The 22,881-nt window shown below is 71.2% G+C and carries 28 protein-coding genes; 7 read left to right on the forward strand and 21 right to left on the reverse strand.

Going from position 1 to position 22,881, the window contains the following annotated elements; genetic code table 11:
* Positions 1–8 precede the first annotated feature (8 nt).
* Complete coding sequence (locus tag ABGB11_RS08005) at positions 9–986, forward strand: CapA family protein (protein WP_347630374.1); 978 nt, start codon at positions 9–11, stop codon at positions 984–986.
* Between the two features lie 24 nt (positions 987–1,010).
* Here the strand turns inward: ABGB11_RS08005 and ABGB11_RS08010 are convergent, their stop codons facing one another.
* The 3 genes from ABGB11_RS08010 to ABGB11_RS08020 form a co-directional block, all read right to left on the reverse strand.
* Positions 1,011–1,907 carry an SDR family oxidoreductase gene (locus tag ABGB11_RS08010; RefSeq protein WP_347630376.1) on the reverse strand — a complete coding sequence of 299 codons (897 nt, stop codon included), beginning with the start codon at positions 1,905–1,907 and terminating at the stop codon, positions 1,011–1,013.
* Positions 1,904–2,500, reverse strand: a complete 597-nt coding sequence (locus ABGB11_RS08015) for a helix-turn-helix domain-containing protein (protein WP_347630378.1) — start codon at positions 2,498–2,500, stop codon at positions 1,904–1,906. The genes ABGB11_RS08010 and ABGB11_RS08015 overlap by 4 nt, the downstream gene beginning before the upstream one ends.
* A gap of 75 nt (positions 2,501–2,575) precedes the next feature.
* Positions 2,576–3,163: a TetR/AcrR family transcriptional regulator gene (locus ABGB11_RS08020; protein WP_347630380.1), complete on the reverse strand. Its 588-nt coding sequence runs from the start codon at positions 3,161–3,163 to the stop codon at positions 2,576–2,578.
* Positions 3,164–3,218: 55 nt separating this feature from the next.
* Between ABGB11_RS08020 and ABGB11_RS08025 the strand changes: the two genes are divergently transcribed.
* The gene (locus ABGB11_RS08025; protein ID WP_347630382.1) at positions 3,219–4,028 is read left to right on the forward strand and encodes a class I SAM-dependent methyltransferase; all 810 of its coding nucleotides are present in this window, start codon (positions 3,219–3,221) and stop codon (positions 4,026–4,028) included.
* Here the strand turns inward: ABGB11_RS08025 and ABGB11_RS08030 are convergent, their stop codons facing one another.
* Positions 4,029–4,511 carry a pyridoxamine 5'-phosphate oxidase family protein gene (locus tag ABGB11_RS08030; RefSeq protein ID WP_347630384.1) on the reverse strand — a complete coding sequence of 161 codons (483 nt, stop codon included), beginning with the start codon at positions 4,509–4,511 and terminating at the stop codon, positions 4,029–4,031.
* Positions 4,512–4,552: 41 nt separating this feature from the next.
* Positions 4,553–5,122: a TetR/AcrR family transcriptional regulator gene (locus tag ABGB11_RS08035; protein WP_347630386.1), complete on the reverse strand. Its 570-nt coding sequence runs from the start codon at positions 5,120–5,122 to the stop codon at positions 4,553–4,555.
* A 72-nt stretch (positions 5,123–5,194) separates the two neighbouring features.
* On the opposite strand from ABGB11_RS08035, the gene ABGB11_RS08040 reads away from it, so the two are divergent.
* A complete protein-coding gene (locus tag ABGB11_RS08040; protein WP_347630388.1) occupies positions 5,195–5,692 on the forward strand; it encodes an FBP domain-containing protein in 498 nt (165 codons plus the stop codon).
* Positions 5,693–5,698: 6 nt separating this feature from the next.
* On the opposite strand, the gene ABGB11_RS08045 is transcribed toward ABGB11_RS08040, so the two are convergent.
* From ABGB11_RS08045 to ABGB11_RS08055, 3 genes are read right to left on the reverse strand one after another with little or no spacing between them, the layout of a single operon-like run.
* Entirely contained in the window at positions 5,699–6,370 is a 672-nt protein-coding gene (locus tag ABGB11_RS08045) for a hypothetical protein (protein ID WP_347630390.1), read from the reverse strand.
* A 55-nt stretch (positions 6,371–6,425) separates the two neighbouring features.
* Positions 6,426–6,623, reverse strand: coding sequence for a DUF397 domain-containing protein (locus ABGB11_RS08050; protein ID WP_347630392.1), 198 nt, complete (start codon positions 6,621–6,623; stop codon positions 6,426–6,428).
* On the reverse strand, positions 6,620–7,474 hold the full coding sequence (locus ABGB11_RS08055) for a helix-turn-helix transcriptional regulator (protein ID WP_347630394.1): 855 nt from the start codon (positions 7,472–7,474) through the stop codon (positions 6,620–6,622). The genes ABGB11_RS08050 and ABGB11_RS08055 overlap by 4 nt, the downstream gene beginning before the upstream one ends.
* 147 nt (positions 7,475–7,621) lie before the next feature.
* Between ABGB11_RS08055 and ABGB11_RS08060 the strand changes: the two genes are divergently transcribed.
* Positions 7,622–8,026: an ATP-binding protein gene (locus ABGB11_RS08060; protein WP_021598833.1), complete on the forward strand. Its 405-nt coding sequence runs from the start codon at positions 7,622–7,624 to the stop codon at positions 8,024–8,026.
* 7 nt (positions 8,027–8,033) lie between these two features.
* Here ABGB11_RS08060 and ABGB11_RS08065 read toward each other — a convergent pair whose 3' ends face one another.
* A complete protein-coding gene (locus ABGB11_RS08065; RefSeq protein WP_347630396.1) occupies positions 8,034–8,873 on the reverse strand; it encodes an aldo/keto reductase in 840 nt (279 codons plus the stop codon).
* A gap of 134 nt (positions 8,874–9,007) precedes the next feature.
* On the opposite strand from ABGB11_RS08065, the gene ABGB11_RS08070 reads away from it, so the two are divergent.
* On the forward strand, positions 9,008–9,553 hold the full coding sequence (locus ABGB11_RS08070; RefSeq protein WP_347630398.1) for a putative immunity protein: 546 nt from the start codon (positions 9,008–9,010) through the stop codon (positions 9,551–9,553).
* Here the strand turns inward: ABGB11_RS08070 and ABGB11_RS08075 are convergent.
* From ABGB11_RS08075 to ABGB11_RS08085, 3 genes are read right to left on the reverse strand one after another with little or no spacing between them, the layout of a single operon-like run.
* The gene (locus ABGB11_RS08075; protein ID WP_347630400.1) at positions 9,537–10,670 is read right to left on the reverse strand and encodes a nitronate monooxygenase; all 1,134 of its coding nucleotides are present in this window, start codon (positions 10,668–10,670) and stop codon (positions 9,537–9,539) included. The two genes, ABGB11_RS08070 and ABGB11_RS08075, sit on opposite strands and share 17 nt — an antisense overlap.
* A gap of 33 nt (positions 10,671–10,703) precedes the next feature.
* The gene (locus tag ABGB11_RS08080; RefSeq protein WP_347630402.1) at positions 10,704–11,075 is read right to left on the reverse strand and encodes an OB-fold domain-containing protein; all 372 of its coding nucleotides are present in this window, start codon (positions 11,073–11,075) and stop codon (positions 10,704–10,706) included.
* 2 nt (positions 11,076–11,077) lie between these two features.
* Positions 11,078–12,268, reverse strand: coding sequence for a thiolase family protein (locus tag ABGB11_RS08085; protein ID WP_347630404.1), 1,191 nt, complete (start codon positions 12,266–12,268; stop codon positions 11,078–11,080).
* Positions 12,269–12,407: 139 nt separating this feature from the next.
* On the opposite strand from ABGB11_RS08085, the gene ABGB11_RS08090 reads away from it, so the two are divergent.
* Positions 12,408–12,617 carry a hypothetical protein gene (locus tag ABGB11_RS08090; RefSeq protein ID WP_347630406.1) on the forward strand — a complete coding sequence of 70 codons (210 nt, stop codon included), beginning with the start codon at positions 12,408–12,410 and terminating at the stop codon, positions 12,615–12,617.
* Positions 12,618–12,727: 110 nt separating this feature from the next.
* Here ABGB11_RS08090 and ehuA read toward each other — a convergent pair whose 3' ends face one another.
* From ehuA to pip, 9 genes are all read right to left on the reverse strand, one after another.
* Entirely contained in the window at positions 12,728–13,678 is a 951-nt protein-coding gene (gene ehuA, locus ABGB11_RS08095; RefSeq protein WP_347630408.1) for an ectoine/hydroxyectoine ABC transporter ATP-binding protein EhuA, read from the reverse strand.
* The gene (gene ehuD, locus ABGB11_RS08100; protein ID WP_347630410.1) at positions 13,665–14,318 is read right to left on the reverse strand and encodes an ectoine/hydroxyectoine ABC transporter permease subunit EhuD; all 654 of its coding nucleotides are present in this window, start codon (positions 14,316–14,318) and stop codon (positions 13,665–13,667) included. Before ehuD ends, ehuA begins: the two co-directional genes overlap by 14 nt.
* Positions 14,318–15,034, reverse strand: a complete 717-nt coding sequence (gene ehuC, locus ABGB11_RS08105; RefSeq protein WP_347630412.1) for an ectoine/hydroxyectoine ABC transporter permease subunit EhuC — start codon at positions 15,032–15,034, stop codon at positions 14,318–14,320. The genes ehuD and ehuC overlap by 1 nt, the downstream gene beginning before the upstream one ends.
* 3 nt (positions 15,035–15,037) lie before the next feature.
* On the reverse strand, positions 15,038–15,931 hold the full coding sequence (ehuB, locus tag ABGB11_RS08110) for an ectoine/hydroxyectoine ABC transporter substrate-binding protein EhuB (protein WP_347630414.1): 894 nt from the start codon (positions 15,929–15,931) through the stop codon (positions 15,038–15,040).
* A gap of 103 nt (positions 15,932–16,034) precedes the next feature.
* Complete coding sequence (thpD, locus tag ABGB11_RS08115) at positions 16,035–16,973, reverse strand: ectoine hydroxylase (RefSeq protein WP_347630416.1); 939 nt, start codon at positions 16,971–16,973, stop codon at positions 16,035–16,037.
* Entirely contained in the window at positions 16,970–17,365 is a 396-nt protein-coding gene (locus tag ABGB11_RS08120) for an ectoine synthase (RefSeq protein ID WP_347630417.1), read from the reverse strand. Before ABGB11_RS08120 ends, thpD begins: the two co-directional genes overlap by 4 nt.
* Before the next feature lie 33 nt (positions 17,366–17,398).
* Positions 17,399–18,661: a diaminobutyrate--2-oxoglutarate transaminase gene (ectB, locus tag ABGB11_RS08125; RefSeq protein ID WP_347630419.1), complete on the reverse strand. Its 1,263-nt coding sequence runs from the start codon at positions 18,659–18,661 to the stop codon at positions 17,399–17,401.
* Positions 18,662–18,720: 59 nt separating this feature from the next.
* Positions 18,721–19,206 (reverse strand): diaminobutyrate acetyltransferase, encoded by a 486-nt coding sequence (gene ectA / locus ABGB11_RS08130; protein ID WP_075019957.1) that lies wholly within the window; start codon positions 19,204–19,206, stop codon positions 18,721–18,723.
* 651 nt (positions 19,207–19,857) lie between these two features.
* Entirely contained in the window at positions 19,858–20,826 is a 969-nt protein-coding gene (pip, locus tag ABGB11_RS08135; RefSeq protein ID WP_347630421.1) for a prolyl aminopeptidase, read from the reverse strand.
* Positions 20,827–21,172: 346 nt separating this feature from the next.
* Here pip and ABGB11_RS08140 point away from each other — a divergent pair, with 346 nt between their 5' ends.
* A complete protein-coding gene (locus tag ABGB11_RS08140) occupies positions 21,173–22,843 on the forward strand; it encodes a hypothetical protein (protein WP_347630423.1) in 1,671 nt (556 codons plus the stop codon).
* Positions 22,844–22,881: the final 38 nt, after the last annotated feature.

The raw sequence follows: 22,881 nt of genomic DNA on the forward strand, positions 1-22,881 counted from the left end.
ACCACGGCATGACGATCACGCTCGCACTCGCCGGGGACACCATGCTGGGCCGGGGCGTGGCGGACGAGATCGCCGCGTCCGGCCCGCACGGGCTGTTCTCCGGCGGCGTGCGCGAGGTCTTCGCGGAGGCCGATCTCGCCGTGCTGAACCTGGAGTGCTGCGTGTCCGCGCGCGGACGGCGGTGGGACGCGCCCGGCAAGCCCTTCCACTTCCGGGCGCCGCCGGCCGCGGTCGACGCCCTCGCCGATCTCGGTGTCGGCTGCGTGACGGTCGCCAACAACCACGCGCTGGACTTCGGACCCGACGCGCTGGCGGACACGCTCGCCCTCCTCGGCCGTGCGGGCATCCGCACGGTGGGCGCCGGGGCCGACCTGGAGCGGGCGCGGGAGCCGGCCGTCCTGGACGCCGGGGGAGCGCGGGTCGCGGTCGTCGGCGTCACCGATCACCCGTCCGACTTCGCCGCGGGGGAGGACCGTCCGGGGGTCGCCCTCGCCGATCTGGAGCGGGGCGTCCCCGGGTTCCTGCTGGACGGGGTGCGGCGGCTCCGGGACGAGCACGACGCCGTGCTCGTCCTCCCGCACTGGGGCCCGAACATGACCTCCGAGCCGCTGCCGTACGTCCGGCGGGCGGCGCGCGCCCTGGTGGACGCGGGCGCGACGCTCGTCGCCGGGAGTTCGGCGCACGTCTTCCACGGGATCGCCTGGCCGGTCGTCTTCGACATGGGCGACTTCGTCGACGACTACGCCGTCGACGCCGGGCTCCGCAACGACCTGGGGCTGGTGTTCCTGGTCAGGCTGGAGGCCGCCGGGCCGTCCCGGATCGAGGCGGTGCCGCTGCGGCTCGACTTCTGCCGCACCCGCCTGGCCGACGGGGCGGACCGCGCCTGGATCGCCGACCGGTTCACCCGGGCCTGTGCCGGGTTCGGCACGCCGGTGACCGTCCGGGACGGCCGGCTGGTCGTCGACGCGCCGCCCCCGTGGTCATAGCGGGGGTGGTCATAGCGGGGGTGGTCATAGCGGGTCGCCGAGCGGCCCGTACTCCTCGACCAGCGCGTCCGCCCAGTGCGCGGCGAAGTCGGGCTGGGTCCCGTCGACGTCGGTGAAGCCGTACTCCTCGTACAGGCCCCAGGTGGCCAGGGCCCGTCCCGTCTTGCTCATGATCTCGGGGTCGGCGGCGAGGGCGGCGACGGCGCGCCCCAGGTACGCCGGGGTCTCGGAGTACGCGAAATGCGGGTCCTTGGCCACCGCGTCCCGCCAGTTCTCCTCGGTGACCCCGAAGTGCTCCAGCACGTGCTCCGAGCGCAGGAAGCCGGGCGTGATCGCGACGGCGGCGACCCCGTGCGGCCTCAGCTCCGCGGCCTGCGCGAACGCGAGCCGGATCACGCTCGACTTCGCGAGGTCGTAGAAGAACGATCCGCGGTAGCGGGCGGTGTTGCCGTCGGTCACCTCCACCACGAGGCCGCGTTTCCGGGCGACCATCAGTGGCAGCACGAACCGGCTGGTGATCACGTGGGTCTCGACGGCGCGCCGCAGGAGCCGCAGGCCCCGGTCGAGGTCCTGCTCCCACAGCGGGTGCTCCCAGTCGGTCAGCGGGTCGCCTCCCCACACCGAGTTGACGAGGACGTCGAGCCGCCCGTCCTGCTCGGCCGCGATCCGCCCGGCCAGCGCGCGGACCTCGTCCGGGACGCTGTGGTCGACGCGGACGGGGATGCCGGTCCCGCCGGCCGCCGTGACCAGCTCGGCGGTCTCCTCGATGGTCTCCGGGCGGCCGAGGTCCGACCGCTCGGACCCGCTGCTGCGTCCCGTCACGTACACGGTCGCTCCGGCCGCCCCGAGCCGGACGGCGATGCCGCGCCCGCCGCCCCGGGTGCCCCCGGCCACCAGCGCGACCTTGCCTTCGAGCGTCATGGTCCCTCCTTCACGTGCGGCGCCAGGACGGTGCCGACCTCGTGCGCGATCCGGTCCGCCAGTGTTCCCCGGCGGTCGAGCGCCCAGGTCAGCCCGGCCCCCGCGACGGCGACCTGGATGGATCCGGCCACGGCCCCGGTGTCGGTCCCGGGCCGGAGTTCGTCGCCGGACACCGCCTCGTCCAGCAGCATCTCGATCACGCGGCCGTGCGCCTCGTGGACGGCCAGCGCGCGCTCGTGGAACTCCGGGTCGGTCAGGTCCATGCACAGGAACGCCAGGTGGTTGGCGTACTTCTCCGGCGTGGCCAGCTCGGACATCGACGCGGCGGCGAACGCCCGCAGCGCCGCGAGCGGGGACTCGTGCCCGTCCCGCACCCGCTTGTGCAGCGTGCCGGTGTCCTGGACCGACCGCTCCGCCAGGGCCAGCAGCAGGCCTCGCTTCGACCCGAAGCGCTGGACGAGCGTGCCCGGTACGAGGCCGACCTCGTCCGCCACCGCCGCGAGCGTCAGCTTCGCCGGGCCGACCCTGCCGATCACCTCGACCGCCGCCCGCAGGATCACCGCGTCGTCCACGCCCCGTGGTCGCCCCGCCATCGCACCTCCATTAATGAATGAACGTGCATTTATAAAACCACCCCTGCGGCGCCCGCGCAAGGCGCGCGACGCGGATCAGCGCAGGACGCCGCCGATGACCGTGGTCACGGTCTTGCGGACCGCCTCGGGGTCCGGCGCTGGGGCCGCCCGGTCGGCGTACTGCAGGTGCCCCGCCCCGAGCAGGGTGGGGGCGAGCACCTCGACCTCGGCGTCCGGCGCGATGCGGCCGAGGTCCCGCTCGGCGGCGAGGTAGGCGGCGACCATCTCCACGGCCTCGGCGATGACGGGGAGCCCGGTGGGCCAGGCCGTCCGCAGCCGGGCGCGCAGCTCGTCCCGGAACGTGATGAGCGGGAGGATCGCCATTGCGACCGACTCGAACACGGCCGTCATCGCGGCCGCGAGGTTGCCGACCACGGTGCCCGTGCCGGCGGACTCGCGCAGGACGGCGGCCTGGGCCTCCATCCGGCGGGCGCGGTCCACCACGAACTCGGCGAGGAAGGCGTCGAAGTCGGCGAAGTGCCGGTGAAGGACGCCTTTGGCGCAGCCCGCCTCCGCGGTGACCGCCCTGCTGGTGAGGGCGCTCGGCCCGTCCCGCAGCAGGACGCGCTCGGCGGCGTCGAACAGTTGCTCGCGCACGTCGCGCAGGGCGACCCCGGTCGGCACCGTGGTTCCACCTCTCCCGTTGACGAGTGGGCGCTTGCCCATCCATAGTGGGCGCATGCCCACTCTGCCGTCTGAATCTCACACCGAACCCCATCGTGCCAGGCACGTCGCCGAGTCCTTCGGCACGGACGCCGAACGCTACGACCGGACCCGTCCCGCGTATCCCACCGCCATGGTGGAGCGCATCGCCGCCGCGAGTCCGGGCCCGGACGTCCTCGACGTCGGCTGCGGTACCGGCACCGCCGCCCGGCAGTTCCAGGCGGCCGGCTGCACCGTGCTGGGCGTCGAGCCCGACGCCCGCATGGCCGATCTCGCGCGGCGCCGCGGCCTCGACGTCGAGGTGGCGACCTTCGAGGCCTGGGGCGCCGCGGGCCGCGACTTCGACGCCGTCGTCGCCGGGACGGCCTGGCACTGGATCGACCCGGTCGCGGGCGCGGCCAAGGCGGCGCGGGTGCTCCGCCCCGCCGGCCGCCTCGCCGCGTTCTGGCACGTCTTCCAGCTTCCCGCCGAGGTCGCGGACGCGCTCGTCGAGGTCTACGAGCGCGTGGCGCCCGGCTCCCCGCTCTCCGGCCAGGCGGGGCGGCCCGCCCTGGACGTCTACCAGGCGATGTTCGACAAGGCCGCCGACGGCATGCGGCAGGCGGGCGCGTTCACCGATCCCGAGCAGTGGCGCTTCGACTGGGAGCACCACTACACCCGGGACGAGTGGCTCGACCAGATGCCCACACATGGCAGCCTGACCACCCTCCCGCCCGAGAAGGCGACAGAGGTGCTCGACGGCGTCGGCGCCGCCATCGACGCGCTGGGCGGCGGCTTCACGCTGCCCTACGTCACGATGGCCGTCACCACGACGCGGACCGGCTGATCAGAGCGTCACGCGGCGCCGGGTGTCGGTGCCCGTGGGGTTGCGCGGGTCGCGGCCGGGCAGGTGCACCTCCCACCCGGTCGCGTCCGCGTGGTACAGCCGCCACGGGTTGTCCCCGACGAGGTCCCGCGGTTCGAGCCGGTAGGCGCCGGGATCCACCTCCGCGAACGCCTCGGCGCACCGCCGCGGCAGCTCCTCGTCGGGCACCCTCGCCGCCACGGCGTCGAGGTAGACGGCGCGGCCTTTGCCGATCTCCACGGACGAGTCGTAGATGACGATCGCCACCTCGGGGCGCGCGGCGACGTTCTTCGAGTGCCGCGCGTCCGGAGACGACACCCAGTAGAACGTGCGGTAGCCGGCGTGCGTGAAGTACACCGGCGACACTCGCGGCCGGCCGTCGTCCTCGCTCGTTGCGAGCGTCATGTACCGGTTCCCGTCGATGACGCTCCGCGCCAGCTCGTCCAGATCATCAGGAAGACTCATACCAAGATCCTGCACCAACCCGGGACGGCGATCCCGCCGAGTCAGGCCGGGGGCCAGTTCTTGAGGGCGACATCGAGTGCGTCCAGTGTTCGGCTCCAGGACGCCTCAACATCACGGGGAGTGTGGCTGAAGCTGCCCGCGGTCTCCAGGCTCACGTAGCCGTGGAAGACGCTGCCCAGCATCCGGACCGCGTCGGTCTCGTCGGGCTCCGCCAGGTCGTAGGCCCGCAGCAGCGCCCGCATCATCTCCGAGTGCCGCCGAGCCGCGCTCTTGGCGGCCGTCTCGGGGTCCAGGTCCATCCGGGCGGCGGCGTACCTGCCCGGGTGGCGCTTGGCGTAGTCGCGGTAGGCGCTCGCGAAGGCCACCAGGGCGTCCTTGCCTGCGCGCCCCGCCACCGCCGCGGCGACCTCGTCGGCGAGCTCGGCCAGGGCCAGCAGCGCGACGCGCGTCTTCAAGTCGTGGGCGTTCTTGATGTGCGAGTACAGGCTCGCCTCCTTGACGCCGAACCGGCGCGCGAGCGCCGCGACGGTCACGTTGCCGAAGCCGACCTCGTCGGCCAGCTCCGCCGCCGCCCCGGTCAGCCGCTCGACGGTCACCCCCGCCCGAGCCATGGACCCCTCCTCAATCGCCTAAAGGATCAATGCATTTGCCTAAGCCTATTAGGAAGACTAGCCTCGCCGCACATGAGACCCGTGACCGAGCGTGAGATCCGCACGTCCTTCGTCAACTGCTCCAAGGGCGAGGCGAAGCGCCTCGGCCTGCCCAAGGACTTCGCCGACCTTCCCTGGGACGACCTGGACTACCTGGGCTGGCGAGATCCCGGCGCCCCAGAGCGCGCCTACCTGGTCGCCGAGCACGACGGCCGCCTCACCGGCATCGCCCTGCGCAGAGCCTCCGGCGCGTCCCGAGGCTTCACCGCGCGCAGCATGTGCTCGCTGTGCCTGACGACACGGACCGGCGGCGCCGTGTCCTTGATGACGGCCCGCCGCACCGGCGAGGCCGGGCGCCAGGGCAACTCGGTCGGCCAGTACCTCTGCGACGACCTCGACTGCTCCCTCTACGTCCGCGACAAGAAGCACTCGGTCGCGGCCGGCGAGTACGAGGAGGCCCTCACCCTGGACGAGAAGATCGCCCGCATGCGGACCAACCTGGACGCCTTCCTCGACAAGATCACCCGCTGATCGCGCTCAACCCGCGCCGGCGGGCAGCTCCGGGAAGGCGCTGCCGGGGGTCAGCCCTGCCCGCTGAGCGGTCCGGAGCGCCGCAGTGAGATCCAGGTCGAAACGCTCGCTGAACCAGGCGAAGCCATCGGCGGACAGGGCACGCTCCCGCGCCTGCCTCACCATCTCCTCCAGAGCGCCCTTCCGCGCCCTGCCGATGGTTTCGTCCAAGGCGCTGTCCACGTCCTCGTCATCGTCGGCGCCGACGGCCTCGGCCAGCTTGTAGCCGAACACGACGTCGGTCACCATGGCGACCAGCTTCTGCATGTCCATGGTGCGCCCCACCGTGCCGGCGAGCCCGTCGTCCCGGACGCCCGCCGGATACTCGACCCGAGTCCACTCGCCGTCGAACCAATAGACGAACCCCAGTTCGTCCGCTTCCAGGAGGTCGCGCAGCCATTCGAGCGGCAGCCAGGACGGCGCGCCCGCCAGCAGATCGAGGCACGGCTCGCGGAACCTCGTCCTGCTCGCCTCGTGGTCGCAGCCGTAAAGGACGGCACGCCCGCCCTCGATGAGCGCCAGCGTCCACTCGTTGCCGCCGGAATCGTCATGCGAGACGCCTCTGGAGTGCACCAGGAACGACGCGTTCAAGTCCTCCGGGATCGTGGCCTCCACCGCCGCCATCGCCGCGCCCCGCACCCACAGCTCCCAAGGCTCCGGCAGATCCCCAGGCCGCCCCGGCCTATGCACAGCCTCAGCCCCGCGCCTTGAGCGTGCTGAGGAACGCGCTCCATGCCCGTGCTTCGAAGGTGATGACAGGCCCGTCCGGGTCCTTCGAATCCCGCACCGCCACCACCCGGTCGACGCTGGCAAGCTCGACGCAATCAGTTCCTGAAGAGCCTGTCCAACTGCTCTTTCGCCAGACTGCGTCGGGCAAGTTCGTAGCCTTCATAGCTCCGAGATTATTTCGTTGATCAGGTCGCGCGAAGCGGTTTCTGAGAGCGAGAGAGAACGGATCTGCTCGAACGTCACCCTGTAGTGGGCCGTCTCCGGACTGGCCTCGATGATGGCCTGGCCCGCCAGGTGTTCTGTGAGCACGACCGTGAGTATCGGGGGTCTGCCCACATCCAGCAGTTCGAACTGCCCCGCGTAATCCGATCCGGCATCGATCGCCAGGGGAAGGATGCTGAGCTGAACATTCTCAAGCTCTGACTGATTGACCAACCGCCGGAGTTGGGATCGCATGACCTGACGACCGCCGCGCATCCGGCGAAGCGCCGCCTCGTCGAGCACCACGTCGAGTTTGGTCACCGGATCCTGGTGCAGGACGTTCTGTCGTGCCAGCCGAAACTCCACGAAACGCTCAATGACCGTCTCTGAGTGCTTAGGGGTGATCCCTTGGATCACGGTGTGAGCATATGCCTCGGTCTGGAGAAGACCGGGGATGAAGGTCGTCTCCCCAACGAGGATCTGGGAGGCGTCGTGTTCGAGAGAGACGCGGTCGAGGGCCTCGGGGGTGACCAGGTCCTTGTAGGCGTCCCACCAGCCGGGTTGGCGGTCTTGCTCGTTGAGGGTCATGAGGGCGGCGCGGAGGTCCGTGGGGACGTTGTACTGGTCGAGGATGAAGCCGAGGTCGCGGAGGCGCAGCCATTGCACGCCGTTCTCTATCTGGCTGAGGGACGACGGGGAGCGTTCGAGTTGCTTACCGGCGGTCTTGAGGGTGTACCCGGCCTCCTCCCGGAGTTGGCGGAGGACTCTTCCGATCTTGCGGCGGCGCGTGGTGGAGAGGGTCGCTTCCGACATGTGATCAGAGTGTCACGCTACGAAGTCAGATGTCCGGAGAATCGACCACCGCTGAAAATTCAGCCGGGAGTCCTTTCGGGTGACACGGAACGTGTTGAGGTGACTGCGCTGCGCTTGGAGTCTGTGGGTCCGAGAGAGAGGACTCAGATGGCGATCAGCGAGGTCATCGCGGCGCTCACGCTGCCGGGGGCGGAGCGGGCGGCGCGGCAGGTGCGGGGGTTCGCGCGGGACGTCCTGGGGGAGGGGCACCCCTCGCTCGGGGACGTCCAGACCTGTGTCAACGAGGCGTTCACCAACGCGGTCGAGCACACCGCGTCGGGGTGCGGCGGGCGGGTGACGGTGATGTTCTCCGCCTTCGGCGCGGACATCGTGGCGGAGGTGGTCGACGACGGGGCGCTCGGGGCGCGGCCGGTGATGCGGGACGATCCGCTCGCCGTGGACGGGCGCGGCCTGCGGATCATCGATGCGCTGACCCTGGAGTGGAGCGTCCGGGCCGACGGGGAGCGGACGGCGGTGTGGATGCGGTTCCCCGGCCCGCCGCCCCTGCGATGACGGGCGATCACGCGGGTGGCCGGACGGCGTCCAGGCGGCCCCGCTGGTCGTCGTCCAGCCGCAGGCTCGCCGCTGCGACGTTCTCCTCCAGATGCCTGATCGACGAGGTCCCCGGGATGGGCACCATGATCGGCGAACGGTCGAGCAGCCACGCGAGCGCGACCTGGGCGGGGGTGGCGCCGAGTTCGGCCGCGACGGCGGTGATCTCCCTCGCGCGCGCCGTGGCCGCCGGGAGGACGGGCCGCCAGGGCAGGAAGGCGATTCCCGCCGCCGTGCACGCGTCGAGCACCGCTTCATGCTCGCGGTCGAGGATGCTGTAGCGGTTCTGCACGCTGGCGACGTCCACGATCCGCCGCGCCTGGGCGAGTTCGGCGACGGTGACCTCCGACAGGCCGATGTGGCCGATCTTGCCCTCGGCGCGCAGCTCGCCCAGCGTCCCCACCTGATCGGGCAGCGGCACCTTCGGGTCGACGCGGTGCAGTTGGAGCAGCTCAAGCCGGTCGACCCGAAGCCGGCGCAGGGCTCGCTCGACCTGGTCCCGCAGGACTTCCGGGCGCCCGCACAGGGCCGCCTCGCGCGGCGGGGCCGGTGGGACGACGCCCACCTTCGTGGTGATGAGCACCTCGTCCGGATAGGGGTGCAGCGCCTCGACGAGGAGTTCCTCGTTGGCGCCCCACCCGTACAGATACGCGGTGTCGATCAGCGTGACGCCCAGCTCGACGGCGCGCCGGACCACCGCGATGGAGTTCGTGCGGGCCTCGCCCGGCTCGGTCGGCAGCTGCATGGCCCCGAACCCGAGCCGCCGCACCGGCCACTCGTCCCCGATACGGATGTTCTCGGTCGACATGTGTTGAGTTCTCCCCCCGGCGTTTACCGTAGGCGACCGGTAGGGGGATCACCATGGTTTGAGACTTGGTGGCCCTGGTGCGGGCATGGTCCGTCAAAGTTTCAACCGGCGTTGCAACGATATGATTGAGGCTCATGACGATGGCCGAACCTGGGATAACGCTGACCGACGACGATCGGCGTGCGGTCGGGCGGTGGGCCGCCGACTGCGCCGAGCGGGTGCTGCCGCTGTTCGAGGCGAGGGCGCCCGGTGACTCCCGTCCGCGCGAGGCGATCGCGGGCATCCGCGCCTATGCGCACGGGGACATGCGGAAGGGGCCGCTGCGCCCGCTCGCCTCGGCTGCGCTGGCGGCGGCGCGCGAGGCCGGGGATCCGGTCGCCACCGCCGCCGCGCGCGCCGCGGCCTACGCCGCGGCGAGCCCGTACGTCCACGACCTGGTGTCGCCGCAGCAGGTGAACCATGTGTTCGCGACCGCGCTCCGCCAGGCGCAGGCGCGCGAGCTCGCGGCGGGCGGTGACCCGGGCGCGGGCGACGAGGAGATCCGCTGGGCGGTCGAGCACGCGTCGCCGGAGGTGCGCGCGGTCGTCCGGCGCTTCCCGTCCGGCGCCCATGTCCGCACCCGGCTGGGGGCGCTCCACCGGCGGCTCGACGCGGGGCTGCGGGTCAGTCCGCCTCGGTGATGGCGTTGAGGCGCTCGACGGCTCCGGCGAAGTCCTCGACCATGTCGTAGACGACCTGGCGGGCGGGCTTGACGGTGTTCATGAGGCCGACGCACTGGCCGACGAAGTAGTTGGCGAGGGCCTGGGCGCCCGGGTTGCCGGACTCGGCGATCTTGGTGATCTGCCGCATGGCGCCCTCGGCGACGATCATCTGGAGTGGCATGCCGAGCGGGCCGGGGCTGGCGGGCCCCTCCCACTCGTCGGTCCAGGCGGAGCGGAGCTGGCGGGCGGGCTTGCCGGTGCGCGAGCGGGAGCGGACGGTGTCGCGGGACGTCGCGGCGAGCATCTTCTCCTTCACCGGCGGGGACGTCTCGGCCTCCTCGGTGGTGAGCCACACCGAGCCGCACCAGACGCCGGACGCGCCGAGGGCGAGCGCGGCGGCCATCTGGCGTCCGGTGGCGATGCCGCCCGCGGCGAGGACGGGCACCGGCGCGACGGTGTCGACGACCTCGGGGACGAGCACCATCGTGGAGATCTCGCCGGTGTGGCCGCCGGCCTCGCCGCCCTGCGCGACGATCAGGTCGGCGCCGGCCGCGACCTGGCGGCGGGCGTGCTCGGACGTCCCGACGAGCGCGGCGACGGGGACGCCGGCGGCCCGGGCCTTCTCGACCATGAGCGGGGGAGGGGTGCCGAGGGCGCTGGCGATGAGGCCGATCGGGTGGGCGAGCGACACGTCGATCAGTTCGGTCGCGCCCTTGGCGGTGACCTGCGTGCCGCCGCGCGCGTTGGACCGCTTGGCGCCCTCGAAGTCCGGCAGCGGGACGTCGTACTTGGCGAACAGGCCGGTGAGGAAGGTCCAGTGCTCGTCCGGGATGGCGGCGAGCATGGCGTCGAGGCCGCCGCCCTCCGCCGACTTGTCGATCTTGCCGGGGACGAGGACGTCCACACCGTACGGGCGCCCGTGCACGTGGTCGTCGATCCAGCGCAGCTCCTCTTCGAGCCGGTCGGGGGTGTACGCGACGGCCCCGAGGACGCCGAAGCCGCCGGCGTTGGTGACGGCGGCGACGACGTCGCGGCAGTGGCTGAAGGCGAACAGCGGGAACTCGATGCCGAACCGTGCGCAGACCTCGGTGTTCATGGCCCGACGCTAACGGACCGAACGCTATTCGGTCTAGGGGCGGAACAGCACGTACGACTCGCCCTCGTCCGGGTGCACGAACGCGGCGCGCAGGGGAAGGCCCTCGCGCAGGTCGCCGCGGGAGACGCCGTCCAGGCGCGTGTGCATCCACGGGCCCTCGGCCAGCTCCACCAGCGCCAGGTAGGCGGGAGGGTCCTTCGGCAGGACGGTCCAGGTCACCAGCGACGCCTCGCCGCTCGCGTCGGCCCAGGCGAGGTCCTCCTCGCCGCAGCCGGGGCAGCCGGACGCGTCCGGCGCGAACCAGCGGTCGCACGCCGCGCAGCGCCGGATGACGAGCCGGCCGGCGGCGGTCCCGTCGAAGAACGGGTCGGTCCGGCCGTCCCGGCGCAGGATGCCGATCTCCACGGTCAGGACTCCTTCCGGTGCGGGCTGACGATCAGCGTGGAGTGGTGGTCGAGGATCCCGCCGTTGCCGCTGACGAGGATCACGTCGTTGGACGGCGCCTGCCGCTCCCCGCCGTCGCCGCGCGCCTGGATCACGGCCTCCGACAGCGGCGTCATGCCCCACATGTAGTACGCCGACAGCTGCCCGCCGCCGGTGTTGGTCGGCAGCGACCCGCCGGGCCCGAGGGCGCCGGACGCCGCGAACGCGCCGCCCTCGCCCTTGCCGCAGAACCCGTAGTCCTCCAGAGACACGAGGACGGTGTAGGTGTAGCAGTCGTACAGCTCGCACATGTCCACGTCGGTCACGGTGATCCCGGCCATCTTCATCGCCGCCGCCCCGGACGCGGCGGCACCGGTCGTCAGGCCGAAGTCGCTCCCGCGCTCCTTGCGATGCCCCGGATGCCCCTGTCCCCAGCCCCACAGGTGCACGGGCGGGCGCGCGAGGTCGCGCGCCCGGTCGTCGCTCGTCACGATGACGGCGACGGCGCCGTTGGAGACGAGGCAGCAGTCCAGCAGGTGCAGCGGCTCGGACACCCAGCGGGAGTTCTGGTGGTCCGCGAGCGTGATCGGCTCGCGCATCTGGGCGAGCGGGTTGCGGACGGCCCAGGCGCGGGTCGACACGGCGATCGCGCCGAGCTGCTCACTCGTCGTCCCGTACCGGGCCATGTGCCGCTGCGCGGCGAGGGCGTAGTGGGAGTTGACGCTGCGCAGCCCGAGCGCCGCCGTCATCCCGCCGAACCCGTACCACTCCGCCTTCCCGGGAGCGACCCCGGACCCCGCCGGGGCGTCCCGGTTATAGGCCGAACCCGCGGACTGCTTCGGCTTCAAGGGCGCGTCCGCGAACACGCACGCGACGGTGGTCGCCGTCCCGTTCAGCACCGCCATGGCCGCGTACGACACCATCGCCCCGGCCGTGGCGCCGTAGGCGTTGACCAGTGACAGCATCCGCAGGTCGCGCAGCCCCAGCGTGTCGGCCAGCTCGATGCCGGGGGAGCCGCCCATGCCGTGGCTGACGAGCAGCCCGTCCAGGTCGCCGAGCGCCAGGCCCGCGTCGGCGGCGGCGAGCCGCACCGCGTCGGCGGCGAGCCGCCGCGGGCTCCGTCCGTAGACCCTGCCGAGCTCGGTCATCCCGAGCCCCACGATCGAAGTGCCCATCGCCTCGCTCTCCTCGTCCGTAAGCGCCACGGTACAGAATCGCGTTCGGTAGACGCTCCGGTGGGGGCGATCAAGCGTCCGGACGGGCCCGGAACGCACTCCGGTACGCCAGCGGGGACGCGCCGACCCGGCGGGCGAAATGGGCGCGCAGCGTCACCGGCGACCCGAACCCCGCCTCGAACAGGACTGCGGCCTCACCGCGCTCATCCTCGACCAGATCACCGCGAACCCGGCCAAGGCGCCGCTGGGCACGTTCACCGCCGAACTCGCCCGCCAGTACGGCATCGGCCCGGAGGCCCCGAGCTGGGCAGACCTCACGTCCTCCGCCTGGCCGGGCATCATGACCTGACCCCGCCGCTGTCCGCGGCGGGGTGTGCCCGAGCGTCGGTCCCGCGTGAGAACGAGGTCGCCCGCGTCCCCGGGGCGACGGGGACGCGGGCGACGCGGGTTCGGGCTCCTTCAGGACGCGAGGACCGCCTGCAGGAAGTCCCGGGTGCGCTGCTCGGAGGGTTCGCCGAAGATCTGGTCCGGCGGTCCCGCCTCCACGATCTGGCCCTGGTCGAACATCAGGACCCGGTTGGAGATGTCCTTCGCGAAGCCCATCTCGTGGGTGACGCACAGCATCGTGAGGTCGCTCTGCCGGGCGATGTCGCGCAGCAGGTCCTGGACGCCGACGACGAGCTCGGGGTCCAGGGCCGAGGTGACCTCGTCCAGCAGCAGGACGCGCGGCTGCATCGCGAGCGCCCGCGCGATCGCCACCCGCTGCTGCTGCCCGCCGGACAGCTGCGTCGGATGCGCGTTCTCCTTGTCCGCCAGGCCGACCAAGTCGAGCAGGCCCCTGGCGCGCTCGACCGCCTCGTCCTTGGACACCCCCAGCACGCGCACCGGCCCCTCGGTGAGGTTGCGCAGCACGTTCATGTTGGGGAACAGGTTGAACTGCTGGAACACCATGCCGACTTGCTTGCGCATCTCGTGCAGGTGCTTCTGGCCGGCCGGGACGCGCTTGCCGCCCCGCTCCTCGTGCCAGAGCGTGTCGTCGCCGATCCAGATGAGGCCCTCGTCGAGCTTCTCCAGGGTCATCAGCAGCCGCAGGATGGTGGTCTTGCCCGATCCGCTCGGCCCGATGAGGGTCACGCGCTCGCCGGGCTCCACGGTGAAGTTCAGCTCGCGGAGCACGACGTTCGACCCGAACCGCTTGATGACCTTCTCGAAGCGGATGCCCGGCGCCTCGCCGTGCGGCAGCTCCACGGGGGCCTCGCCCTTCGTGACGCCCGCCTTCTCGCCGCCGCCCTTCACAGGGCCGCCCTTCTCGGTGGACACGCCCTGCCCGGAGGCGGCGTCCTTCTTCTCGGCGCCGCCCTCGGAGTCGTTCGGCGAGGGCGCGTCCGGTGTCGTGTCAGTTGGTGGCATAACGCCTCTCCAAGCGGCGGACGAGTATCGAGGATATGACGCTGACGATGACGAACAACAGGCCGACCATCGTGATCGGCTCCAGGAACTGCAGCGACCGCGAACCCACCTGGTACGCGGTGAACAGCAGCTCCGAGACGTTGATCGCCAGCAGCATCGGCGAGTCCTTGAACATCGCGATCAGGTAGTTGCCGAGGGTCGGGATCACCCGCCGGATCGCCTGCGGCAGGATCACGTCCAGCCACACCCGCGAGCGCGGCAGGTTCAGCGCGGTGCACGCCTCCCACTGCCCCTTCGGCACGTCGGCGATCCCGGCGCGGTACACCTCGGCCGTGTAGGTCGAGTAGTGGATCCCGAGCGTGATGATCCCCGCGGTGAGCGACCCGATGGTCACGCCCCACGCGGGCAGGACGAAGAACACGAAGTACAGCTGGGGGATCAGCGGCGTCGACCGGATGAACTCGGTGATCCACCGGATCGTCTGGTTGAACACCCGGCTCGGGGTGCGGCGCAGCAGCGTCCACACCAGGCCGAGGACGAGCGCGATCACGTAGCCGGCGAGGGTCGCGATGACCGTGTAGCGCAACCCGTCCAGCAGGTCGGGCAGGATGTCGCCGGAGTACTGCCAGTCCCAGTTCATCAGCTGCCCACCCCCGCTCCCGGTGCGCCGGCGGCGATGGTCCCGAGCGACGGCTCGCTCGGCAGCCTGCGGCCCAGCATCCGGTCCACGCGCCGTTCGGCGTAGCGGACGAACAGCTGCAGCAGCTGCGCGATCACGAAGTACAGGACGAGGACCACCGAGAACGCCGCGACGGTCTCACCGGTACTGCCCTGGATGTTCTTGGAGACGCGGGTCAGGTCGACCAGGCCGACCAGGGACACGATGGCCGTGCCCTTCATCAGCTCGATGATCAGGTTGCCGAAGGGCGGCAGCATCAGCGCGAAGGCCTGCGGCAGCAGGACCCGCCGCATCCGCTGGACCGGTGTGAAGTTCAGCGCCACCGTGGCCTCGTACTGCGCCTTCGGGACGGCGTTGATCGAGCCGCGGACCACCTCCGCGCCGTAGGCGCCGACGTTCAGGCCGAGGGCCAGCACGGCCGCGAACGTCGTGGTGAAGCGCAGGCCGATGAGGGGCAGCGCGTAGAAGAACCAGAACAGCAGCACCAGCGTGGCGTTGCCGCGGAAGAACTCCACGTACACCCGGTTCAGTACCCGCACCCCCGCGTGGCGGGACGTGCCCGCCATCCCGAAGATCAGCGCGAGCACCAGCGCCAGCGCGCCGCCGAGGAGGGTGAGCCGGATCGTGACCCACGCCCCGTCCAGCCACTGGGGATAGCTGTCGAGGACATCGGACACAGGTCAGCCCTGGCAGAACTTGGCGGCGGTGTCGCCGGCGGCGGGCATCTCCGCCTGCGTGAAGCCGAACGGCTGCAGGATCGGCAGCAGCTTGTTCTCCTGCTTGAGCTTGGCGAGCTCCCCGTTCCAGGCGTTCAGCAGGTCGCCGTCGGCCTTGCGGAACGCGAACGCGCCGGCGCCGAGCTGCTCCTTGCCGTCGATCACGGGCGTGAACGCCTCGGTGACCTCGAAGCCCTCGCCCTGGTGCTTGGTCAGCAGGTCGGCCAGCGAGATGCGGGTCAGCCAGATGCAGTCGATGCGCCCGGCCTTGAGGCCCTCGAACGCGCTCGCCTGGTCGGCGTAGGTCTTGATGTTCCCCTTCTTCACGCCCGTCTTCTCGGCGTAGCCGGCCTCGACCGCGCCGGTGAGCACGCCGACCTTGACGCCCTTCTTGCCGGGGTCCTCGGCGGCCTTCAGGCCCTTCGGGTTGCCCTCGGGCACCATGAAGGCGCTCTTGGCGACGTACTCGGGGTTGGCGAACGCCGCCGAGGCGCACCGCTCCGGCGTGATGAACATGCCGGCCGCGATCGCGTCGAACCGCTTCGCGTTCAGCCCGGCGATGAGCCCGCCGAAGTCGACCTGGACGCCCTTGATGTCGTTGATGCCGAGGTTCTTGAAGATGACGCGGGCGAGCTCGGGGGCCTCGCCGGTCAGCTTCCCGGACTTGTCGGTGTAGCCGTAGGGGGCCTCGTTCGCGAACCCGACCGTGATCGTGCCGGCGCTCTTGGCCTTCTCCAGCGTGCCGCCGCCGGCCTTCTCCTCCTCCGGATCCGTCGTGGAGCAGCCCGCCGCGGCCAGCGGCACCGCGGCGGACAGCAGAACGGCGGTACGGAGGAAGTCGCGTCTTGAGGAAGTCATCGTTGAACTCCTGGGATGGGTGTGCTCCGCGCCCGCGGGGACCGGTCAGGGTCCCCGCGGGCGCGGAGCGGGTGGGTCGGGGTTATCGAATTGTTGTGTTCGGTCAGGCGCCGACCGGGCCTCCCTCGGCGCCCCCGGCGCCGACGGGAGTGAAGTCACGCGCGCCGATGAACGTCGGACGGGGCGCGGGCGCCGAGAACGGCTCGACGCAGGTGTTCTCCACGCTGTTGAACACGATGAACACGTTGGATCGCGGGAACGGGGTGATGTTCCCGTTCGAGCCGTGCATGCAGTTGCAGTCGAACATGGTCGCCGAGCCCGCGGGGCCCGTGAACAGCTCGATCCCGTGCTTGTCGGCCAGGATCGACAGGCTGTTCGGGTCGGGCGTGCCGACTTCCTGTCCGCGCAGGGACTCCTTGTAGTGGTCGTCCGGCGTCTCCCCGACGCAGGCCACGAAGGTCTTGTGCGAGCCAGGCATGATCATTAGCCCGCCATTGTGCACGAAATTCTCGGTGAGCGCGATGCTTATGCTCACCGCGCGCATCCGGGGCATGCCGTCCTCCGCGTGCCAGGTCTCGAAATCCGAGTGCCAGTAGAAGTCCTTGCCAGTGAACCCTGGCTTGTAGTTCACCCGGCTCTGGTGGACGTAAACCTCCGAGCCGAGGATCTGCCTGGCCCGGCCCACGACGCGGGGGTCGCTCACGAGCTCGGCGAACACCTCGCTGATCTTGTGCACCTCGAAGATCGAGCGGACCTCGTCGGACCCGCGCTCGGTGACCGTGCGCTCGTCGGCGAGGACCTGCGGGTCCGACGACAGCCGGCGCAGCTCGGCGCGGTAGTCCTCGACCTCCTCCGGGGCGAGCAGCTGGTCGACGGACAGGAACCCGTTGGCCTCGAAGGAGTCGAGCGTCGCGGCGTCGATCGGCCCGTCCTGCGCATCGCCGTGCACGACCGGGTCCTGGCGGTACAGCAGCGCCGCCTCGGTGGACTTCCGGGTCGGGTATGCGTCGTCGATGGTCGGATGGGACTCGATGATGCTCATGCGTCCTCCTCGGTCAGCAGCGGGTAGACACCGTTCTCGTCATGGACCTCCCGCCCCGTGCAAGGGGGGTTGAAGACGCAGACGGTCCGCACGTCCGTGTGGGCCCGCAGGGTGTGGTGCTCGTGTCCGTCGAGCAGGTACATCACGCCCGGCTCGATCTTGTGCTTCTCGCCCGTCTCGTCGTTGGTGAGCTCGCCCTGGCCCTCCACGCAGTAGACGGCCTCGATGTGGTTGGCGTACCACATCTTCGTCTCGGTCCCCGCGTACAGGATCGTCTCGTGCAGCGAGAACCCGGCGCCCTCCTTGGCCAGCACGAACCGCCGGCTGCACCAGGTCGGCGCCTGCACGTCGCGCTCCGTGCCGATGATCTCCCCAAGGGAACGAACGATCATGACTCTCCTCTTTTCAGATGTGCCCGGGGGTGTTCAGACGGTGACCTTCTGGCGGACGGCCTCCATGGAGTCCGCGATGATCTCCAGGCCGCGGCCCAGCTCGGCCTCCGTCGTGGTGAGCGGCGGCAGCAGCTTGACGACCTCGCCCTCCGGGCCGGACGTCTCCATCAGCAGCCCCCGCGCGAACGCCTCGGAGCACACCTCCGGTGCCATGTCGGCGTCGTTCATCACCAGGCCCCACGCGAGGCCGCGGCCGCGGACGCCGCTGATCGCGCCGGCGTGCGCGAGCGCGATCTCCTCCAGCGCCGACTGGACCTGCTGGCCCTTGGCGACGGTCTCCTTCTCCATGTCGTCGCCGGTCCAGTAGTCCTCCATCGCGGCGACGGCGGTGATGAACGCGGGGTTGAAGCCGCGGAAGGTGCCGTTGTGCTCGCCCGGGTCCCACACGTCCAGGTCGCGCTTCATCAGGGTCACCGCGAACGGCAGCCCGTAGCCGCTGAGGGACTTGGACAGGCAGACGATGTCCGGGGTGATCCCGGCCTCCTCGAAGCTGAAGAACGGCCCGGTGCGGCCGCAGCCCATCTGCACGTCGTCGACGATGAGGAGGATGTCGTGCCGGTGGCACAGGTCCTGGAGGCCGCGCAGCCACTCGGCGGTGGCGACGTTGATGCCGCCCTCGCCCTGGACGGTCTCCACGATCACGGCGGCGGGCTTGTCCAGGCCGCTGCCGCTGTCGTCCAGCATCGTCTCGAAGAGCAGGAAGTCGGGCGTCCTGCCGTCGAGGTAGTTGTCGTACGGCATCGCCACGCCGTGCCCGAGCGGAACGCCCGCCCCGGTGCGCTTCATCGAATTCCCGGTGACGGCGAGCGCGCCCAGCGTCATCCCGTGAAAGGCGTTGGTGAAGCTGACCACCGTCTCGCGGCCGGTGTACTTGCGCGCGAGTTTCAGGGCCGCCTCGACCGAGTTGTTGCCCGCCGGGCCCGGGAACTGCACCTTGTAGTCGAAGCCGCGCGGCTTCAGGATGTACTCGTTGAATCGTTCCAGGAACTCGCGTTTGGCGGTCGTGTACATGTCGAGGCTGTGCACGACCGAGTCACTGGCGAGGTAATCCATCAGCCGGCGTTTCAGCTGAGGGTTGTTGTGCCCGTAGTTGAGCGTCCCGGCGCCGGCGAAGAAATCAAGGTAGGTTTTACCGTTCTCGTCGGTCATGTGGCTGCCCCGCGCGGTGGTGAACACGGTGGGCCAGCTTCTGCAGTAGCCGCGGACTTCGGATTCCAGGCGGGCGAAGACGTCCATGTCTGCCTCCAGGCAGGTAGGGGTGGGAGCGGGCAGGGGGTGGGAACGGGGTCGGTCGGTCAGTGCGCGCCGGTGATCGGGCCGATCCTGAAGAGCACCTCGGGCTCGTGTCCCCCCTCGGGGAAGTGCTCCGCGCCGAACAGCGGGCTGCGGGCTAGCTCGCAGCCGCGGTCCCGGGCGAACGATGCGAACATCGCTGTCGAGGCCGTGTTCGCCGGCGTGACCGTCGCCTCCATGTACCGGTGCCCGCGCGGGGCGAGCCGGTCGGCGAGGCGGTCGAGCATCCGGCGGGCGAGTCCCTGGCCGCGATGGTCGTGGTCGACGGCGACCTGCCAGACGAAGAACGTGTCCGGGCGGGACGGCCGGACGTACCCGGTGATGAACCCGCAGGCGCCCGCGCCGTCGCGCGCCACCACGGACGTGTCCGCGAAATCACGGCACCAAAGCGTGTAGCTGTACGGCGAGTTGACATCCAGGACACGTGAGTCCCGGGCGAGCCGCCAAAGCTGCGGGCCGTCGGTGAGGCTCGGCTCCTGGATTGCCACTTCCGCGTTCGTCTCGTTTCCATCGGGGCGTCCGGTCGGTGATTCCAGGGGTTGCGCTGCCATGTCCAGGCAACTTAGCGAATCTCGACCGGTGATCGCAGATGATTGTTATCTGCGTGATGTTTAGCCCCGACCGCCAGTGGGTATGGTTAATGGCTTTGCGGATTTTGGTGCAATTCCGGCGGGCTTTGCCCGGGCCGTCGTGCGCTTTTCCCGGTGATACGCAGGAGTAACTGCCGGGTGCGCCGCGGAAGCGTCCGGGACGTTTCCTGAACGTCACCTTAATGTTCGGCCGCCGGTCTGAGGGCGCGTTTTGGTATCGGTTGTGTGAGGTAAGTCACTCAGATTCGTTGTCAACTGGATGCGTGCGGCGGGCGTCACGTCGCGTCTCCGGAGGTCGTCCGCTCGCGGGCGTCCTGGGACGAGTGGGGGACAACGCGTCGATGCGGGCTCTGGGCGGCCTGGTTTCCTCACCTTCAAGGCGTGAGGTCCATGGCACAGAGGTAAGAGCTTGCTTGCTGTCAGGTAAGAAATCGGGGGTTTCGGGCCGCACATGCGGCGGCCGGGGCCGGACCCCGAAGTCCGCCCCCGGCCGCCTTCCGGACATCAGTCCGCCGTATTAGGGTGCAACCGATTCGACCGCGGGCGGCGTCAACCCTTCCCGGCGAAGCGGTCGGTCGCCTCGATGAGGCGGTGCAGGATCCCCGGTTCGCTGTAGGCGTGTCCCGCGTCGTCGACGATGTGGAACTCCGCCTCGGGCCACGCGCGGTGCAGATCCCACGCCGTCGCGACCGGAGTGCAGACGTCGTAGCGGCCCTGGATGACGACCGCCGGGATGTGCCGGATCTTGTCGACGTCCCGGAGCAGCTGGTCCTCCTCCAAGAACCCCTCGTTGACGAAGTAGTGGTTCTCGATGCGGGCGAACGCCACCGCGTAGTCCGGCTCCCCGAACCCGCCGGCCAGCTCCGGATCGGGCCGCAGCGTGAGCGTCGAGCCCTCCCACGTCGCCCACGCCTTCGCCGCCGCGACCCGCACCTCCCGGTCGGGGGACTCCAGCCGCTCCCGGAACGCCGAGATGAGGTCCTCGCGCTCGTCCTCGGGGATCGGCTCCACGTACTTCTCCCACAGGTCGGGGAACAGCAGCGACGCCCCCTCCTGGTAGAACCAGTACAGCTCGAACGGCCGCAGCATGAAGATGCCGCGCAGCACCAGCTCGCTCACCCGCTCCGGATGCGTCTGCGCGTACGCCAGGGACAGCGCGCTGCCCCAGCTCCCCCCGAACACCAGCCAGCGCTCGATGCCGAGGTGCTCGCGGAGCCGCTCCATGTCGGCGACGAGGTGCCAGGTGGTGTTGGCCTCCAGCGACACCTCCGGGTCCTTCGCGTGGGGCTCGCTCCGCCCGCAGTTGCGCTGGTCGAACAGCACGATCCGGTACGCCTCCGGGTCGAACTGCCTGCGGTGCGCGGGGCTGCACCCACCGCCCGGCCCGCCGTGCACCATGACCGCGGGCTTGCCCTCCGGATTCCCGCAGACCTCCCAGTAGATACGGTTGCCGTCGCCGACGTCGAGCAGCCCGGAATCGTACGGCTCGATCGGCGGATACAGGGTGCGAAGCTCCATGGGGCGCGATTGTCCCACCACGGCCCCGTCCCGCAGCGGTGTGACCCACGGCACCGTCCGGCGGGCCGCGCGCCGCCAACAGGCGTCCGGCGTGCGGGAACACCGCGCGAGAGTCGAGAAAGTAAACCCCAAACTGGGCAAACGTTCCGCTGGTCGGGACTAGAGTGCCTCTAGTGAGCGAAGCGAGGAGCCACAGGGCCGGCTGCGGAGCGAACGAGATGAGCACATCGACCCCCGCGAACGCGGCCGCGCGCCGCCGGGCGAGGAGACACGTGAGCGAAGTGACGAGCAGGGTGAACGGTGCCGTGCCGGCCGCTGTGCCCCCGCCCGGGAGGCGAGGAGACCGGTGAGCGAGCTGAACGGATCGGGCGGTTCCCGCGGCGTCCCGGACGCCGCCGGCCCCTGGCCCGCCATGGGACGCGACCCGAACCGCGCCCCCCAGGCGCTGCCGGCCGCCCAGCAGCCGATCCAGATGTCCAAGCCCGGCCCGCAGGCGCCGCAGGCGCCGCACGCCCGGACGGGCGAGATCGTGCGCCCCGACGTCGAGCAGCACGAGGCCCAGCCCTGGGACATCGTCGAGCGGCTCCGCCAGATGGCCGACCTCATCGGCGACGCGCTCGCCGCGGGGGAGCGCAAGGTCAACGAGGCGCAGACCGAGACGGCTTCGCAGGTCGCCGCCATCCAGCAGGAGAAGGAGTCGGCGCAGCGCGACGCGGCCGCCGCCTGGGGCGAGGTGCAGCGTGCCCGCGGCCAGGCCGAGCAGGCCGACCGCCGCGCCGTCGAGGCCGAGCGCCGCCTCGCCGAAGCCCAGAACGAGGCCGCGTCGCAGGTCGCCGCCATCCAGCAGGAGAAGGAGTCGGCGCAGCGCGACGCCGCGGCCGCCTGGGGCGAGGTGCAGCGTGCCCGCGGCCAGGCCGAGCAGGCCGAGCGCCGCGCCGTCGAGGCCGAGCGCCAGGCCGCCGAGGTCCAGAACGAGGCCGTCACGCAGATCGCCGCGCTCCAGACCGAGAAGGAGAACGCGCAGCGCGACGCCGCCGCCGCCTGGAACCAGGCCCAGCAGGGACGCGCCCAGGCCGACCAGGCCCGCGCCCAGGCCGACCAGGCGCGCGCGCAGCTGGAGCAGGTGCAGGCCCAGGTCGAGCAGGCCGAGCGCCGCGTCGCCGAGGCCGAGGCCACCGTCCGCCAGGCGATCCAGCAGCGCGACGCCATGAGCGAGGCCCGCGACGACGCCCTGCGCGCCGTCGAGGACGCCGTCGGCGGCCGCCGCTCCGCCGAGTCCGAGCGCGACCGCGTCGCCGAGCAGGCCGCCGAACTGTCCCGCGCGCTGGAGGCCGCGCACGCCGAGCTGTCGCAGCTGCGCGCCAAGGTCACCGACGCCGAGATGACCGCGCAGAACCTCCAGCACGCCGTCGCCGCCACCGGCAAGGAGGCCGAGGAGAGCCGCCGCCGCGCCGAGGTCTCCGAACGCCGCGCCCAGGAGAACGAGCGCCGCGCGCAGGAGGCCGAGCGGCGGGCGCAGGAGGCCGAGCGCCGCGTCCAGGAGGCCGTCGCCCGTGCCGACGCCGCCGAGGCCGAGCGCCAGCAGGCCCTCGACACCGCCGCGCAGTCGCTGGAGGCCGCCAAGAAGACCGAGCGGGAGCGCGACGCCGCCGCCAAGGCGCGGGACACCGCGGACCGGAACCGGGAGGCCGCCGTCCAGGCGCAGGCCCGCGCCGAGTCCGAGCTCACCCTCGCCCGCGGCCGCGCCGACCAGGCCGGCCGCGAACGCGACAAGACCGTCGCCGCGATGCGCCAGCTGGCCGCCGAACGCGACGCCGTCGCCGAGAAGCTCGCCGAACGCGACCAGTGGGTCGACCAGCTCGCCCAGGCCGTCACCGAGCAGCGCGCCCAGATCGCCGAACTCTCCCAGGAGCGCGACGCCGCCCGCCAGGCCGCCGACCAGGCCCGCAGCCTGATCGACGAGCTGACGAGGCAACTGCGCACGATCATGCCGACGGCGGCCACGCCTCGCCTATAGGGGGACGACCCCCTGACCCCCGTCACGGGCGGGAGGCC

The organism is Actinomadura sp. B10D3, from assembly GCF_039871695.1.
Classification (GTDB): Bacteria; Actinomycetota; Actinomycetes; order Streptosporangiales; family Streptosporangiaceae; genus Spirillospora; species Spirillospora madurae.